This window comes from Moorena sp. SIO1G6 (genome assembly GCF_010672795.1).
GTDB lineage: Bacteria > Cyanobacteriota > Cyanobacteriia > Cyanobacteriales > Coleofasciculaceae > Moorena > Moorena producens.
The window spans coordinates 1-16,945 of the sequence record NZ_JAAHFZ010000073.1 but is presented as its reverse complement, the minus strand read 5'-3'; the positions used below and the strand labels follow the sequence as shown (position 1 = coordinate 16,945).

The 16,945-nt window shown below is 45.3% G+C and carries 11 protein-coding genes; 7 read left to right on the top strand and 4 right to left on the bottom strand.

The features are described 5' to 3' along the window. Window positions 1-4: 4 nt before the first annotated feature. Both F6K63_RS32790 and F6K63_RS32785 read left to right on the top strand, forming a co-directional pair. On the top strand, window positions 5-751 hold the full coding sequence (locus F6K63_RS32790) for a PaeR7I family type II restriction endonuclease (RefSeq protein ID WP_287314453.1): 747 nt from the start codon (window positions 5-7) through the stop codon (window positions 749-751). 520 nt (window positions 752-1,271) lie between these two features. Further along, window positions 1,272-2,588, top strand: coding sequence for a D-arabinono-1,4-lactone oxidase (locus F6K63_RS32785; RefSeq protein ID WP_008184937.1), 1,317 nt, complete (start codon window positions 1,272-1,274; stop codon window positions 2,586-2,588). Between the two features lie 473 nt (window positions 2,589-3,061). Here F6K63_RS32785 and F6K63_RS32780 read toward each other — a convergent pair whose 3' ends face one another. The 3 genes from F6K63_RS32780 to F6K63_RS32770 form a co-directional block, all read right to left on the bottom strand. Further along, window positions 3,062-3,703, bottom strand: a complete 642-nt coding sequence (locus tag F6K63_RS32780; RefSeq protein ID WP_044493348.1) for an IS607 family transposase — start codon at window positions 3,701-3,703, stop codon at window positions 3,062-3,064. Between the two features lie 307 nt (window positions 3,704-4,010). Then, on the bottom strand, window positions 4,011-5,696 hold the full coding sequence (locus F6K63_RS32775) for a purple acid phosphatase family protein (protein ID WP_229414506.1): 1,686 nt from the start codon (window positions 5,694-5,696) through the stop codon (window positions 4,011-4,013). Continuing rightward, a complete protein-coding gene (locus tag F6K63_RS32770) occupies window positions 5,668-6,105 on the bottom strand; it encodes a hypothetical protein (protein ID WP_287255338.1) in 438 nt (145 codons plus the stop codon). Before F6K63_RS32770 ends, F6K63_RS32775 begins: the two co-directional genes overlap by 29 nt. Before the next feature lie 315 nt (window positions 6,106-6,420). On the opposite strand from F6K63_RS32770, the gene F6K63_RS32765 reads away from it, so the two are divergent. Further along, the gene (locus tag F6K63_RS32765) at window positions 6,421-7,350 is read left to right on the top strand and encodes a pentapeptide repeat-containing protein (protein WP_287255336.1); all 930 of its coding nucleotides are present in this window, start codon (window positions 6,421-6,423) and stop codon (window positions 7,348-7,350) included. Between the two features lie 231 nt (window positions 7,351-7,581). On the opposite strand, the gene F6K63_RS32760 is transcribed toward F6K63_RS32765, so the two are convergent. Continuing rightward, window positions 7,582-7,938, bottom strand: coding sequence for a hypothetical protein (locus F6K63_RS32760; protein WP_287314452.1), 357 nt, complete (start codon window positions 7,936-7,938; stop codon window positions 7,582-7,584). Between the two features lie 21 nt (window positions 7,939-7,959). On the opposite strand from F6K63_RS32760, the gene F6K63_RS32755 reads away from it, so the two are divergent. From F6K63_RS32755 to F6K63_RS32740, 4 genes are all read left to right on the top strand, one after another. Continuing rightward, complete coding sequence (locus tag F6K63_RS32755; RefSeq protein WP_154659807.1) at window positions 7,960-8,136, top strand: hypothetical protein; 177 nt, start codon at window positions 7,960-7,962, stop codon at window positions 8,134-8,136. Between the two features lie 37 nt (window positions 8,137-8,173). Continuing rightward, window positions 8,174-13,405, top strand: a complete 5,232-nt coding sequence (locus F6K63_RS32750; RefSeq protein ID WP_287314451.1) for a two-partner secretion domain-containing protein — start codon at window positions 8,174-8,176, stop codon at window positions 13,403-13,405. 143 nt (window positions 13,406-13,548) lie between these two features. Then, window positions 13,549-16,419: a CHAT domain-containing protein gene (locus tag F6K63_RS32745; RefSeq protein WP_287314450.1), complete on the top strand. Its 2,871-nt coding sequence runs from the start codon at window positions 13,549-13,551 to the stop codon at window positions 16,417-16,419. Further along, window positions 16,410-16,799, top strand: a complete 390-nt coding sequence (locus F6K63_RS32740; protein ID WP_287256298.1) for a hypothetical protein — start codon at window positions 16,410-16,412, stop codon at window positions 16,797-16,799. Before F6K63_RS32745 ends, F6K63_RS32740 begins: the two co-directional genes overlap by 10 nt. The last annotated feature ends 146 nt before the right edge of the window (window positions 16,800-16,945 follow it).

The window sequence follows — 16,945 nt, the reverse complement described above, 5'->3', positions numbered from 1 at the left end:
AGCAATGAGTATCGATCTAGGCAACTATGAAGTTAAGGCCAGAAAAGCTATCCAGCTATTTTGGGGAAATCGAGAAGCAGCTCGCCAAAAACAAATTGAGAGTGGTAACCCCGATCAGGGAGAACGGGCTGGTGTCACTACTGGAAAGAATATGGATGGTTTCTTAACCATCATAGCAGATATTGTTAGTTTGAATGGTCTTGGAGCAGCGAATATTTGCTTAAAAAAACGGGTGCTTACATTACCAGGGTACTTTCGTCCTACAAAATTATGGGACTTGCTAATCATGAATCACGGACGACTGATTGCAGCCATTGAACTCAAGAGCCAGGTCGGACCTTCCTTTGGCAACAATTTTAACAATCGAACAGAAGAAGCTATCGGTACGGCTGTTGATTTATGGACCGCCTATCGTGAAGGAGCCTTTGGAGAAAATCCTCCACCATTTGTCGGTTGGCTGATACTACTTGAAGACTGTGATGAATCTCGCTCTCCGGTTCGTGATAGTGCCCCACATTTTCCCGTTTTTCAGGAGTTCAATGGAGCTTCTTATGCAGACCGTTATAACATCCTTTGTCGAAAGCTGATTCAAGAGCAACTCTATACCACAGCCACATTGCTAATTTCTCCACGTTCAGCTATCAGTACAGGTGACTATAGTGAACTGTCCGAGATGACAAGCCTCAAAACTTTCATTACTACATTTGCTGGGCATATTGCTGCTGAAGCAGCCAGAGCTAATAATAGTTAAATGTAAGCATTCAGCCGTCAGCGCTCAGCCGTCAGCGCTCAGCCGTCAGCGCTCAGCCGTCAGCCGTCAGCTATCATGAAGACGTAACTCATATAAAGAAAATGGTTACCTGTTGTATTCAAAACCTGTTCGCGTAGCACAGCCTTCTAGCCTGTCAATTAACCCATAGCACCTCAAGTAGCGTGCGCGTAGCGCTTAAGCTGATGACTGAAAGCACCTCAATTAGCGTGCGCGTAGCGCTTAAGCTGATGACTGAAAGCACCTCAAGTAGCGTGCGCGTAGCGCTTAAGCTGATAACTTATAACTGATAGCTGATAACTGATAACTGATAACTGATAGCTGATCTGCTGATGGCTGAAAGCACCTCAAGTAGCGTGCGCGTAGCGCTTAAGCTGATAACTCAAAGCTGATAACTGATAACTGATAACTGATAGCTGAAAGCTGAAAGCTGATAGCTGATAGCTTATCTATTCTATGCTAAAATATAGAATAACCATTACAAGATTTTTCATAAATTAATATGTCAGTTACTTGGTCAAATTGGAGGGGTAATGTTTCTTGCAACCCCAAAAGTATTGTCGAGCCGTCTTCTAACGAAGATCTCAGGAAAGTTCTTGCCATGGCTCGAACCGAAAGGATGAAAGTTAAGGTTGTTGGTTCGGGACACTCATGGTCAGAAGCTGCATGCACCGATGGTGTTCTTGTATCCTTGAAGCGACTAAACCGAGTAATCGAGCTAGACCGAGAACGGGGCACCGTTACTGTCGAGCCAGGAATAACACTAAACAGCTTGAATCAATACCTAGACCAACACGGCATGGCCTTGGAAAACCTGGGAGCAATTACAAAGCAGACTATTTCTGGTGCCATAGCAATGGCTACCCATGGAACAGGAGACAAGAATGGCTCACTGGCCAGTGCAGTGGTCGAGCTGGAGCTAATGAAAGCATCCGGGGAAGTTGTCCGCTACCAACAAGATAATCCCACATTTTATGGAGTATGTGTCAACTTGGGTGCCCTTGGTATTATTACTAGATTAACGCTTCGTTGTGTACCTACATTCTTCTTGCGAGATGTTCAACAACCGATGTTAACTTCCGTGCTCAGAAAAGAAATAGACACACTAGTTAAAGAAAACGATCATTTCCAATTCTTTGAATTTCCCCACACCTCACGCTCCTATTGGTTTAAGTTTAATAAAATGGATGAGCCGGTTACTCCCATGCCATTCTGGAGACAATTCCTAGACGACCTATCTAGAACTATATCTAGATCCGGCAATGGAATCGGTGACTGGATTACCAGAAATTTTCCTGCTCTAATTCCTATCATCTTTAGAGTAGCTTTTTTTACTAATCTACGGGGATTAAACCGTTGGGATAAGAGCTTTAAGATCCTCGCCTTTGAGAATATTAATTTCACCTATTCCGAGTTAGAGTATGCCATACCAAGGTCAGCTACAATCAAAGCTCTGGAGCAAATTCACGAGATGATAAAAAAACAGGGATTTAGGATAAACCTACCAATATCAGTTCGATTTGCTAGTTCCGAAGAGCATTGGTTAAGCCCACTGTATCAAAGAGAGTCTGCTTATATTAGCCTTAACTTATCAGGGTCAGATTTTAAGGTGATTGAAAACTATCACCGGGAAGCCGAAAAGATATTATTAGAGTATGGTGGCCGTCCCAACTGGGGCAAGCACTTTTATTCCAATCGGGAATATCTTCGCTCACAATACCCACGTTGGGATGACTTCGCTCTGCTTATGAAAGAATTTGATCCTGATCGACTTTTTTCTAACCCCTTCCTCGACCGCCTCTTCCCTTTTGATGTATGATTGGCTCAAATCGGTTGGGAGTTCGTTTCACAGCCGGGGTTTCTTCCATACTCTCTAATATCATTTCGGGATAATTACCCTTAATAAAAATGTAAGCATTCAGCCGTCAGCTATCAGCTTTCAGCTGTCAGCTTTCAGCTTATCGGCTACGCGCATATGCTTACAAAATCTCGAACTATTAAATTCTCCCGTTTGAGGTTGATCTTAAGCTGACGGCTGACAGCTGACGGCACCTCAAGTAGCGTGCGCGTAGCGCATATGCTTACCTTAAATTATACCAAAAGAAGTTTACAAAAGAGGTTTATTTTAAGCTGACGGCTGACAGCTGACAGCTGTTCGCATAGCGTGAGCTAAAAGCTCACGACTGAATACTTACATAAAAATCTCCCCAATCTCCCCATCTCCCCATCTCCCCATCTCCCCATCTCCCCATCTCCCCACACCTCCCACACTCCCCTCTCTCCACCTACTCTTTACTCTAATGCCTTTACCACTTGAGTCATTCCATCAAGTAATTTTTTATTTTTTTCGCTCCTAGCGCCATAGAGACGGGCAGAAAAGACTGTGATTAATTCCATCATGTCTTGGGTTAATTCGTCTTCAAAGCTGACTCCCTCTGGGGATTTATTAATGATAACGACTTCTGTGCCAAACTCTTCACAAATGGTAAAGATTAATTCTGAGCCAAATCTCAGCAATCTATCCTTGTGAGTAATCACCAACCGTTCAACATCCCCTGTCATAATTTTTTTGAGTAATTTGTTTAATCCTTTTTTGTGATAATTTAAACCACCCCCGAAATCAGAAATAGTCTCGTATTGCCAACCATTAGCAGTGCTAAAATTTTCTAATAATTGAATTTGAATCCTCAGGTCTTTTTCTCGCTCATCACTGGAAACTCTGGCATAGTTGATGGTCAATCTGTCCGTCAATGGCTGAGAATTTCTTGGTGTTATATGTTTGATATCTTTAAGGTAGAATCGTCGTTGTCCAGTAGGTGAACGTTGATATCTGATTTTTCCCCCATCAGCCCACCGTCTTAGGGTTTTGGTAGAGACTCCTAGCTGTTTAGCTGCCTCCCCAATGCTTAATGTCATCTCAGAATGACTTTCCATATCAATGCTAGATCTAATCACAACCTCTCTATTATTACCCATTTTGTCAGTAATGTCCAATGGTGTCTATTTTTTATAGAGAGGCAAGCTAGCAAGAGGAACCCACCCCTAACCCCTCCCAGGAGGGGAAGGCAAGAGGCAAGAGGCAAGAGGCAAGAGTAGTAAATAAATTATTATTTAATATAGTTTCGGGATAATTACCCTTAATCAAAATTTAATCATAATTCTTGCCATCTCCCCATCTCCCCATCTCCCCATTTCCCCATCTCCCCATCTCTCCATCTCCCCATCTCCCCATCTCCCGACCCTAATCCCTTGGCTTTAACAGAAACTGATCGAATTTAATCACCTCTGAATTAGGCGATCGCGTATCAAAGCGATAGCTAGTTACTATACCGGTGCCAGTATCCAAGATACTAAACACAGTCACGTCATTACTAGCGATATAAGGCAAGGGCTGGTTATTGTCTCCTAACAATGGCGCTATGGTTGGCCTCACTGGCTCTAATCCATTTGGGTCTCCAGTAGCGGAATAGTTTTCGTTATAACCAGTTGGTACTGGGCGCTTCTTCTGACCAACATAAGCACCATAACTATTCCCCACATTGGAGGATTCTAAAAAATGCATGCCATTACCATCAACAAAGCGATTCCATAGATGGGAATGCCCATAATACACCAACTGCACACCAGCAGCTTCTAACAATGGCACCACATCCCGAATGATATAATCCTGGTCTTTGGGGTACTCATAACGCACTGCTGTCACCTTACCCGTCCGATCCCGCTCAATGATCTGCACTGGGTCAGTATAAGCTGGGACAATATTGTCCCCTAGGCTATGGGGAGGATGGTGAAGCATCACAATTTTATACTTAGCTTGTTGGAACTCAGTGCTATTGAGTTCTGCCTGGAGCCATTGGTACTGGGGACTCCCTTTACTAACTGCTTCAAAGATATGTTGTCCGTATCCCCAAGCGATGGGATTGTCTAAATCTTGTTGCCGTTCTTGATACCTACCTTTGGCATTAGGACTTAAGCTAGGTGTCCGCCAAATATTAGTAATGTACAACACCACTAAGCGAATATCACCAAAGGTTACCGCATAATAAGGTTTGCCATTAGGTAGGTAAAAAATCTCGTTATAAGTGTCAGTATTATAGGTATTATTTTTTAGCCAAGCTTGGTAATAATTAGGGTCATTATCTGGATTTAACTGTTCAGCTTTTTGCTGATAGATGGCTTGTGCTGCAGCCCGAGGAAAAGGGTCATTGAATTGGCTATTCAAATCCTTTTCCATAGAAAAACGCCCCATCACTTCATGATTGCCAACTACAGGAAAGATCGGGGCATGTTGAATAATTTCACCGCCATGGTAGGTAGTTTGAACCCCATTCTTTTCCAATTGGTAATTGGCTCGACCCTGAAGACAGGGGAAAAAGGCACCACCCCGGTTATCATCAAACCATTCCGAAGCCCGGTCAGGAATATTAACTAAATCACCAACATAGAACACCCCATCGATTTGGCCTACGGTTTCTACCACCTTCTGGAGATTAGCTGCTGTCATCGGCATTAGTTGATGGTCAGAGGTCAGAAGAATTTTCTGGGGTGTCTCAGGGTTTGGTAGAGCACTGAGGCTATAGAGCTTGCTCCTGACAACTTGCCCATTCTCCTTGATACTGGTGACTTGATAGGGAACACGAAGACCAGGAGTCAGTCCAGTTACGATGGCTTCATGACGCCAAATATCCCGCATGATTGGCTTCTGGTAGACTTGGGAGTCTTCGGTCTGGTTGCCGACTCGGGATTTTTGGTCTTCCCGAGTGCGGCTGAGTTTAGTAGTAGTAGCAGTGGCCTTACGGTAAGAGGTCGTGCCGTAGGTAACGGTGTGGCGGGAGCCAGGAAAGTCGGTAAACCAAACCACCCGCACGGAATCTTCTGTAGGAAATTGTAAGAATGGGTCAGTCAGTAATTCGTAAGCGGATGTCATGGCTCGCTGCTGGGTAATTTGCTTGATAGTTGGGACAAGAACAATTACACCGATCACTATAGCTGCCATGAGGATAAAGCGACTGATAGAAAACTTGACCATGAAAGCTATCGGGCAGGGAATCGGGAATCGGGAATCGGGAATCGGAACCCACCCCTAACCCCTCCCAGGAGGGGAACGGGAATCGGGAATCGGGAATCGGGAATCGGAACCCACCCCTAACCCCTCCCAGGAGGGGAACGGGAATCGGGAATCGGGAATCGGGAATCGGGAATCGGGAGAAGAGTGTGGGGAGAGGGGGAAGTGTGGGGAGAGGGGGAAGTGTGGGGAGAACTAAGAAGTAGTTTTCGATGAAGTTGGTATAGCTTTGATCATACTTATGTTGATCATACTTATGAGGTAGATTCAATTTTCTTACCCCGACTCCCGACTCCCGACTCCCGACTCCCTCGGTGCGCTTGACCCGTAATTAAATTCGCCACGGGTCGCACCGCTCCCGACTCCCGTTCCCCTCCTGGGAGGGGTTAGGGGTGGGTTCCGACTCCCGACTCCCTGATACTTTAGCTGATCGAGTGCCTCAAACCCTCAATTTGTTTTTGTGGAAAGTATATTTTGGATCCTAAACATTTATGTAAAATATTCTTGCAATAATTACATTTGAGGTCAGATTAAAGTTAAATTAGATACAAAACTAACTGACTACAGGTTTTATAGAACTAAATCTATGACATTATTAACTACTAATCAAGTTCTTAAACAACTTAAGCAAGGACTGTCGTTACAGAAAGCCGAGCTGAGTCATATTGATTTACAGGGGTTGAATCTGGATCAGGCTCAGTTTGCCCATGCTTACCTACGTAATGCCAATCTCTCGGGAGCGTCTTGTCAAGAGACAGACTTTACTCAAGCCAATCTCAGCTGGGCAAACCTATCGGGAGCTACTCTGGTTTATGCCCGACTTTCAGGAGCTCAACTGAATCGTGCTGGTTTGGAGGGGGCGAATCTCCGAGGGGCTTGTGCAACAAAGGCTAAGCTGTGTGGGGCAAAACTAGATGGGGTTGAGGCTTCCTTAGCTCAGCTGCAAAAGGCTGATTTGAGAGAAGCAACTGGGAAAGGGATAACCTTTATCAATGCCAATCTCAAGATGGCGAATTTAGGAGCTGTGAATTTCCCTGAGGCTAATTTCAGTGGAGCAAGCCTTGATATAGCTAGCTTAGAGGCAGCTAACTTAATGGATACTAAGTGGGTTGGTGCTGATTTGGAACGAGCCAATTTAAGCCGTGCTAGTTTAGTCAGAGCAGATTTAACCTCTGCTAATCTGATTGTTGCTAATCTCAGAGCTGCTGATTTGACCGAGGTGATTTTGCGTGGTGCTCAGTTGCTGGAGTCAAGTTTGGAAAATGCCTTATTAAAGGATGTTGATTTAACTGAAGCGTCTTTATTTTCTGCGAATTTAGAAGGCGCTCGCTTATCTAATATTAATCTTAAAAATGCTGATTTACAGTACGCTAATTTAGAGAATACTATTTGGAATGGTGTTGATTTTTATAACTGCGAGGTAGCAGGTGCAGTGTTTACTGATGCTAAGGGCTTAAGTGCTCAACAGTGCCAATGGCTGAAGAAAAATGGCGCGTTGAATGTTCCTTGTGGGTAACAGCAACCTAAGCTATCAGCTATCAGCGGTCAGCGGTCAGCGGTCAGCGGTCAGCTATCAGCGGTCAGCTTTTAGCTCACGCTACTTGAGGTGCCGTCAGCTTATTTTATTCAAAAGTACTGATTGCGCTACTTGAGGTGCTGCGCGAACAGTAGCTTGGCCACAGGCCGACATTTGATAGCTGATAGCTGATAGCTGATAACTGATAGCTGAATGCTTAGGTCTAGAGATTTAATCAACTATGCGATCGCATCGACTATAGTAACCGTTGCGGAAACCTAACCGTTGCGGAAGCCTAACTGTTAAACAACCATGCGATCGCGTAGCGTGGCCTTTGGCCAATCGCGTAGCGTGGCCTTTGGCCAATCGCGTAGCGTGGCCTTTGGCCAATCGCGTAGCGTGGCCTTTGGCCAATCGCGTAGCGTGGCCTTTGGCCAATCGCGTAGCGTGGCCTTTGGCCAATCGCGTAGCGTGGCCTTTGGCCAATCGCGTAGCGTGGCCTTTGGCCAATCGCGTAGCGTGGCCTTTGGCCAATCGCGTAGCCTGGCCTTTGGCCAATCGCGTAGCCTGGCCAAAGGCCAATCCCATAGTTAGATCAAATCCCGATAATTGCCCAAACTTACGATATCCAGACAAAATCTTTCTCCCCCGACTCCCGACTCCCTCGGTGCGCTTACAGTCGTCGAATTAAATTCGCCACGGGTCGCACCGCTCCCGACTCCCGACTCCCGATTCCCGACTCCCGACTCCCGATTCCCGACTCCCGAAATTAAAAAGTACCAATAACTGGTATAATGATCCCGAAGCTATTTCAAGCAATAACTTGAAACTGAATATGGGTGCAGCAAAACCAGTGATCACCCTCACCGCAGGTTGGGCCAGGGCAATGGCGATTGCCCTGGGTGGGGTGACCTTAACCATGTCGGGAAACTATGCCTTAGCCGATATTGTTCCAGATGGAACCTTGGGTTCAGAAGGGTCTGTGGTTATACCTAATACCACTGTCCGAGGGGAAATCGGGGATGTGATCGAAGGTGGCGCTAAACGTGGTTCTAACCTATTCCACAGTTTTAAAGAATTTAATGTCGGGGAACTACAACGGGTTTATTTTGCTAATCCTTCTGGAATCGAGAATATTCTAAGCCGGGTAACTGGAAGTAATATCTCCAATATTCTAGGCACCTTGGGAGTAGATGGGTCAGCGAATCTGTTTTTGCTCAATCCCAATGGCATTGTGTTTGGACACAATGCCAGATTAGATGTAGCTGGTTCCTTTTTCGCTTCTACTGCCAATAGCCTGGTCTTTGCTGATGGCCAGGAGTTTAGTGCCACATCCCCAGAAGCCCCGCCACTGTTAACAATTAATATAACCCCAGGATTGCAGTATGGCAAATATGACCCCAGGACAAGAATTCAAAATGCTGGGAATTTAGCAGTAGGACAAGATTTAACTCTAGCTGCTGGCAATCTGGATTTACAGGGTCAACTGGAGGCTGGTAGGGATTTGACTCTGTTTGGAGAAGATACGGTTAGCATCAGGGATAGTATAGCGCAACCCTTTATCGCCAATGCCGGAGGTTTACTGCTAATTCAGGGGAATCAGTCAATTAATATTGCTGCCCATAACCATACCGATAGTGGTTTATTCGCTGGTGCTGATTTACGGTTGCGTTCCCATAATCCTGTAGCCGGGGATGCTCACTATACCGCTGGCGGAAGTTTCAGTATTGAGCAGTTGGATGGGTTACCCGGAAATTTACTCAGTCCCCATGATCCCATTATTCTGGCCAATGGAGATGTCAGTTTAGGAAACTATACCGGAGCCTCACTACATATTTTGGCTGGAGGGAGTGTTACCGTTGGAGACCTGGAGATTAACTCTACCGATACCGCTGATAATGCCATTAGCCCTAATAATTCCAATCCGTTCTTGGCTAGTCTGGCTAATGTTACTTTGTCTGACCAAGCCGGAACCTCTATCGTAATTGATGGCAGTAGTCAACCTACCTTAGATATTCGTGCTGGCATAGATTGGTCATTACTCGGCGGTTTTCCAGGAAATAGCGATACTGGAAACTTAGGGTCTAACTTTGGGACTGCTGCTACTAGTGCAGATATTACGATTGGTGACATCTCGATTCAAGCACCAAATGGACTAGTATTCTTAACCAATCAGTATCAACCGAACGGATCTAATCCTAGTAACAAGCTGGAGATTGGCACACTCCGCACTGATGACGATTTCGGTGGGTTTGTCGGAAATAGTGGTGATGTGATTATCGATTATCGAGGCGGGATTGAAATAAGCGATCGCATTAATACCTCTAGCGCTACCGGTAATGCTGGTCAGATTAAATTAATTACGTTTGATGACATCACCCTTGACAATAGTGACATAATCACCAGTACCTCCAATGCTGGCCAAGCTGGAGATATTACCATTGAAACCGGTTCCTTTACCGCCCGCCGAGGAGCTAGGATCCGAACTAACAGCAACAGTCAAGCCGATGCCGGAGATATCACGATTACCGCCAGTGGGGCAGTTTCCATCGATGGCAGAAACGGCACTGAAGCCAATAACAACGGCACTGAACTAGTATCTCGTCTGGACAACGGAGGCATAGGCAAAAGTGGGGATATTACCATCAAAGGGGATTCTGTCTCAGTAACAGAAAGCGCTGTCCTTGATGCTAGGCTCCGGGGTGAAGGGAGTGCAGGTAATATCAACATCGAGGCTCGTCAAGTGATATTTGAAGGGGCACCGAGGGCAAAGAATAGCCGAGGCAATGAAAATGAAGCCTCCAGTGAAGCCACAGTTAATGTTGAGCGTGGGGCAACCGGCCAGGGGGGTACGATAACTATTAAAACCGAATCCTTATCAATCCTTGATGGTGCTAGACTCAGTGCTGATCTCAACGGTAAAGGCACTGGGGGCAATATTGAAATCGAAGCTAGTGATAGCGTAACGGTGTCTGGAAGAACAGGAAATCGATTTAGTAGGATTAGGAGTAACGTCGGAGAATTCGTTAGGCAAGACGCGGTCGGGAACGGTGGTAACATCACCATTCGCACTGGCTCTCTCTCCCTGACCCAGAGCGGTCAAATCCAAGCCAACACCAATGGCACAGGTGATGCTGGCCAGATAACTATTGTTGCTGATGACACAGTTACCTTAGAAGGGCAAGCAACAAGGGGTAGGAATGCTGGCATTTTCAACAACATAGAAAGAAACGCTACCGGTAATAGTGGTGGTATTTCCATTACCACAGGCTCTTTGTTCATTAATCAGAATGGTTCCTTGGAGTCGAGGATCAGAGCACGGGATGAAGGAGAGAGAAATGGTGGTGATATAACAATTACTGCTAAAGATCAAGTTATCCTGGACAAGAACATTAACTCGATTCGGACCGAAGTGGAGGCTGACGCAATCGGCAACGCAGGAGATATATCGATTGATGCCAAATCAGTGACTATCAAAAATGGTGCTAGAGTCGTAGCTGACACCCTGGGAAAAGGAGATGCAGGCGAGATAACTATCAAAGCTCGCAATACAGTTACCATTGACGGGATAGCAAGTAATGGGAATATATCGAGCGGTTTGCGCTCTCGGGTCGGTCCGGATCGAGAGTCTAGCAACCAATCAAAAGCTGAAGGTGAGGGTGGTGCAATTACCATAGAGGGAAAGTCAGTTTTTGTGACCAATGGCGGTCAAGTAAGTACTGAAATCAATGACATAGGAAATGCTGGCAATATATCAATTATTGCTGAGGATGAAGTGATATTTGATGGCGCTGCTAGGAATGAAGACGGGGATACATTTTCAAGTATTATCTTCACTCGAGTTAGACCTCAAGCAGAGGGCGACGGTGGCAAAGTATCAATTGAAGCTGGGTCAGTTTCCTTTACCAACGGTGCTGTGATAAATTCCCAAACCCGTAGCACAGGGAAAGGAGGTGATATAACTATAACAGCTCGCGATCGCGTTTTAGTGGACGGATTCAGCGAGCTGATTGGAGCAGATAGTGGCATATTTAGTGATGTTCAATCGGATGGCGAGGGGAAGGGTGGTGACATTGAAATTGAAGCTAACTCCATTGAAGTTACTGATAGGGGGAGGATACGTGCTGGCACAAGCGGCAGGGGGAATGGTGGAGATATAACCATTACCCGTAGCAATACAGTAACTGTTAATAATGGAGTCATTGACAGTCGTGTAAACCAGGGAGCTACTGGTACTGGAGGAAATATTAATATCACTACTTCGTCCCTATCTCTTATTAATGGTGGGCGAGTAGAAGCAGGAACCTCCGGTGTCAGTCAAGCAGTTCTAGATTCTGATTTCACCAACCAGTCCTATCAAGAATTTGTGCTAGCAGATCAGCCAGTAGCCTACTGGCGTTTAGACGAAACTACTTCGATAACGGCTGTTGACAGTTCTGGCAATGGCTTCAATGGTACTTACAGGAATGGTGTAACTCAGGGAGTTCCAGGAATATCAGGCACAGCAGGAGAATTTGATGGCAACAATGATGCTGTGGATGTTGGTATTATTGCACCAGGGTCGGAATTAGATATCAGCAATAAATCCTTCACTGTAGAAGCCTGGGTCAAGCCAGACGAACTAAAAGAGCAATCCTATGTTGGGATACATCCAAGCAATAATCGCAACGATGGTAACGGTGACAGTCTATATTTCCGAGTGACCAGTAACGGGTCTGTCCGTTTTGGTGACTTTCCCGATGACTTGGAAACACGAGACAACCTTATTGAACCAGATACTTGGTATCACATTGTAGCTACTTACGACCAAAGCTCCGACAGAAATACCATTTTTGTCAATGGAAAGAGAGTCAGAGGTAACGACCAAGGTGCTTTTGAAGGTCAAAACCCCCGTTTCTTGATCGGAAATTGGCGGAACATTGGTGACCAAGCATTTAATGGTGTGATTGATGAAGTCGCAGTCTATAACGAAGCCTTATCCCCCGAAAGGATTACTACTCACTTTTTACTAGGGCAACTAAATCTTGGTGTATCTCCGGAATCCTTCTCTGAACGTGCAGCAAATGCTGGTACGATTAAAGTCAAAGCTGATGACATTACTATCTCTGGAGTTAGTCCCACTAATAGTGACATTGCCAGTGGTTTAGTTTCTAGCAGCTCAGGCAATTTCAGTGGTGAAGCTGGTACTATCACCATCAATAGTGATTCCCTCAAGGTTGAAGATGGAGGGATAATAACAGTCAAAAGTGAGAAAGGGGTAGCAGGCAATCTGACAATTAATGCTAATTCCCTGTTGCTTAACAACGGAACACTTTTCGCTGAAACTGCTCAAACTCCCAATCCTGGGGAATCAGGAGCGAATATCACACTAAACGTATCAGACCTAATACAGCTCAAAAACAAAAGTCTGATCTCCGCAAAGGCTTCCGAACAAGCTAACGGAGGTAACATCACGATTGATAATAATCCATTTCTGATTGCTTTTCCCCCAACTGGTGATAATGGTAGCGATATCATTGCTAATGCTCCAATGGGTCAAGGGGGTAATATCAGGATCAATGCCTTCAGCATTTTTGGTGATATTGAAGAGCGCAAAGCTATCCCAGGCAATGGCACCAATGATATAGATGCCTCTGGTCAGACAGACGGTGTGGTGGATATCAACACCATCGATGACTTCCTGGAGCGGGAGCCCAACAGCTTACCCACGGACCCAGCCCAGCCTCAATTTGACCAGCGTTGTCAACCGAGTAATAGCACTGGCAGTAGTCTGATCAATACTGGACGTGGCGGCATACCCCCTCGCCCAGGTCAAATCAGCAGCAATAGCAATTGGGAAGATATACGCCGTCCCACTCCCCGTGGACGGTATCGCTCCCGGACTGCATTGGTGAAGCCCCCCGTTCAGCCCCCCACTACCCCTAAGCCAAAACGAATTATAGAAGCTCAAGGCATCATGATTGATGCTAATGGCAATATCTTTCTGACCGCTTATCCCACTACCGTAACACCGGATGGATTTCGCCAGGTGCCTGGGTCTTGTTATTTGCGCTAGGGAGCAGGGAATAGGGATGCAGCGTGGAACAGGCATCTTGCCTGTTTCAAATGACAAAAATTTAGATATACCTCAGCCTTACTATGAAACGTCATACTCTATTCAAGAGATAATTTAATAGAAACCCTAGATTTAGCGTCCCTATGCTTCGCCCGACCCTAGTTGGCACCCAAGCCCTAATTTTTTTTCTCCTAAATTTAGTTCTCCCCATTGGCATCCTCCCGGTCTTATCCTATCCCAGCACTGTTAAGCCAATTCCTCAAGATTGGTCAGCGTCAGATTTAGTGGAACAAGGCAGAGCATTCTACACCAAAGGTCAGTTTAATCAAGCAGCAACCACTTGGGAACAAGCAGCACAAGCCTATGAATCCCAAGGGGATATACTACATCAGGCCATGGCGTTAAGTTATCTGTCTTTGGCTTACCAGAAACTGCAACAGTGGTTTGATGCGGAAGATGCGATCGCATTTAGCCTCAGCCTGTTAGAGACAGGAGCAGATCTCAGCAATACCCCAGACTACCAGCAAATCCAAGCCCAAGCTCTCAACACCCTAGGTAGTCTAGAATTAGCCTTAGGACAACCAGACACTGCTCTAGAAGCCTGGCAATTGGCTACTGAGATTTATCAACAATTAAAAGATGACATTGGCATTACAGGTACCCTAATTAATCAAGCCCAAGCGATGGAAGCCTTAGGACTTTACCGTCGCACCTGTAAAACCTTATTACAAGCCTTAAAGCTGGACAATAATTGCGATTTGTCCAATCAAGAACGGTTTGAAACGGTGCTGCAAACCTTTCAACAAACCCCTGATCCCCAGATTAAAATCCTTGGCTTACGTAGCCTTGGGAATACTCTCCGTCTGCTCGGGGATTTGAACCACTCTCAGCAAGTGCTTAAGGCAAGTTTGAAAGTAGCTCAACCTCCTCTCGAAAAACGAGAGACATTACTGAGTTTGGGGGATACAGAACGTTCTTGGTACAACCACTATAAACAATTATACACCAGAACCAACTTGATAACTGAGCAAAAAAAAGTTAAACAACAGGTTATTGCTCAGGTTAATCATGCTATAAAATACTATCAAGAATCTCTTCAAGAGTCAAGCAAATTATCAGCTTCAACCAGCTTAGACATTGAGCCAAAACTACAGCGATTAAGTTTACTAATTGATTTCCACAATTGGTTAGAGACCTTAACCGATGAATATAATAATGATAATCAAGAACAACCAAGTATCCAAGACTTAAAATCTCAAATTAATGACCAAGTCAAGGAATTACTCAACAGCGAGATTACTAAATTACCAGCTAGTCGAACCGCAATCTATGCTCAAATCAATTTTGTCGAAAGCCTGATCAGCTATGATCTAAAATCAAACAAGCATCAAGACAATCTTCAGCGGTCATCCTTTATCCTTCAACCTTACGAAATTGCCCATACTTTAGTCAAAGCTCTCCAAGAGGCTCAACTTGTAGACGATAAACGAGCCGAATCCTATGCCCTCGGTACCCTGGGTCAGCTCTATGAACAAACTCAGCAATGGTATCAAGCTCAAGAATTTACCGAAAAAGCCCTCACCTTAGCTCAAGGTATTCAAGCCGATGACATTGCCTATCAATGGCAATGGCAGTTAGGACGAATTTATCAAGCTCTGGGAAAAACTGAAGAAGCAATCACTGCTTACGAAGCCACTGTCAAAACCCTAGATTCTATCCGCCAAGATTTACTGGCTCTCAGTTCAGATGTGCAGTTTTCCTTTCGGGAAAATGTTGAGCAAGTCTATCGAGAATTAGTCGATTTACTCTTGCAGGACGAGCAAACCGCTGAACCGATCGCAAATAAACGGATCCCAGATAACCGGATCCCAGATAACAAGCTCAAGCAAGCTACCGAAGCAATTGACTCTCTCCAGCTAGCCCAAATTGAGAATTTTCTGGGGTGTAACCTTTCTGACATTGTGGAATTGGCCGAGCAGGAAATCGATCCGAGTGCAGCATTAGTCTATCCGATTATTCTCGATGACCGGTTAGCGGTGATCGTGAAATTACCAAAATCAGGAGAATTTATTCACTATACCACTGCTTTACCTAAAGCTAAACTTGAGCAAACCTTAGAAAGTTTGCGTATACAGCTAGAAAAACGTTTTATTTCTGAAGACAGTCTAGCTTTATCCAAACAGGTTTATGACTGGTTAATTCGACCGGCGGAAGGGTTGCTCGAAGCCAATCAAGTTAAAACCTTAGTATTTGTTCTTGATGGTGGATTTCGCAATGTTCCCATGGCTACCCTTCATGATGGTGAACAGTATATAGTAGAAAAAGGCTATGCGATCGCACTCATTCCTGGTTTGAATTTACTGGAGCCCAAACCCTTAGCTCAAGTTGAGTTAAATGCCTTAGCCTTTGGACTGTCAGACATGCGCGAGGATTTGGCTGATCATCAAGGTTTCGCTAACCTACCCAATGTTAAAACAGAATTAGCAGAAATTAAATCCCAAATTCCCAGTCAGCAATTGCTCAATCAAGACTTTACCAGTCAGAAATGGCAAGAGTTAATCAGTTCGGTGCCATTTCCCGTGGTGCATTTAGCCACTCACGGTCAGTTTAGTTCAGTACCAGAGGAGACCTTTCTGCTGGCGTGGGATAAACGAATCAATATCAAGGATTTAAGCAATGTCATCCAGAACAGAAGTGACAATAGTTTAGAAGCAATTGAATTACTAGTGCTGAGTGCTTGTAAAACTGCCGATGGTGATAGTCGTGCTAGCTTAGGATTGGCCGGGGTAGCAATTCAGTCAGGAGCAAGGAGTACTCTGGCTTCCCTATGGTTCATTAATGATGAATCTACCGCTAAACTGATGACATTTTTTTACGAAGAATTAGCTGCTTCTGGCGCAACGGTTACCAAAGCTGAAGCCTTGCGCCGTGCTCAAGTTAATCTCTTAAAAGAACCTGGTTATAAAGCTCCATTGTTCTGGGGAGCCTATGTTTTAGTGGGAAATTGGCTGTAATCGGGAATCGGGAATCGGGAATTGGGAATTGGGAATCGGGAATCGGGAATCGGGAATCGGGAATCGGGGTCAGCTATCAGCTATCAGCTATCAGCTATCAGCTATCAGCTTTGTGGCACAGGCTTCGACCCTGTGACCTAACTCAAATAAAACGAATGCTGAGTAATGCACCACCCACGGGCTCGCTGATCGTGTTTTTCTCAATTCTTGTCCACTGTTCAAAGCTCCAAAGTTGCCTGTTGATGATAGCTTCCTCAGAACTACCACAAAGTAATCGGGAATCGGGAATCGGGAATTGGGGGAGGTGTGGGGAGATGGGGAGATGGGGAGGTGTGGGGAGATGGGGAGATGGGGAGGCTTGTCCTAACTTTAATGCGTAGTGCTATATAGGGATCGGTGTAGGAATTGTGATAATTGTTGATCCCGACTCCCGACTCCCGACTCCCGACTCCCGACTCCCGACTCCCGACTCCCGACTCCCGACTCCCGACTCCCGACTCCCGACTCCCGACTCCCGACTCCCGAC

Bases quoted from the DNA above. Each gene is read 5' to 3' on its own strand.
- F6K63_RS32790 (WP_287314453.1), top strand. From the start codon at position 5: ATGAGTATCGATCTAGGCAACTATGAAGTTAAGGCCAGAAAAGCTATC.
- F6K63_RS32785 (WP_008184937.1), top strand. From the start codon at position 1,272: ATGTCAGTTACTTGGTCAAATTGGAGGGGTAATGTTTCTTGCAACCCC.
- F6K63_RS32765 (WP_287255336.1), top strand. From the start codon at position 6,421: ATGACATTATTAACTACTAATCAAGTTCTTAAACAACTTAAGCAAGGA.
- F6K63_RS32760 (WP_287314452.1), bottom strand. From the start codon at position 7,938: ATGGGATTGGCCTTTGGCCAGGCTACGCGATTGGCCAAAGGCCAGGCT.
- F6K63_RS32780 (WP_044493348.1), bottom strand. From the start codon at position 3,703: ATGGAAAGTCATTCTGAGATGACATTAAGCATTGGGGAGGCAGCTAAA.
- F6K63_RS32775 (WP_229414506.1), bottom strand. From the start codon at position 5,696: ATGACATCCGCTTACGAATTACTGACTGACCCATTCTTACAATTTCCT.
- F6K63_RS32745 (WP_287314450.1), top strand. From the start codon at position 13,549: ATGCTTCGCCCGACCCTAGTTGGCACCCAAGCCCTAATTTTTTTTCTC.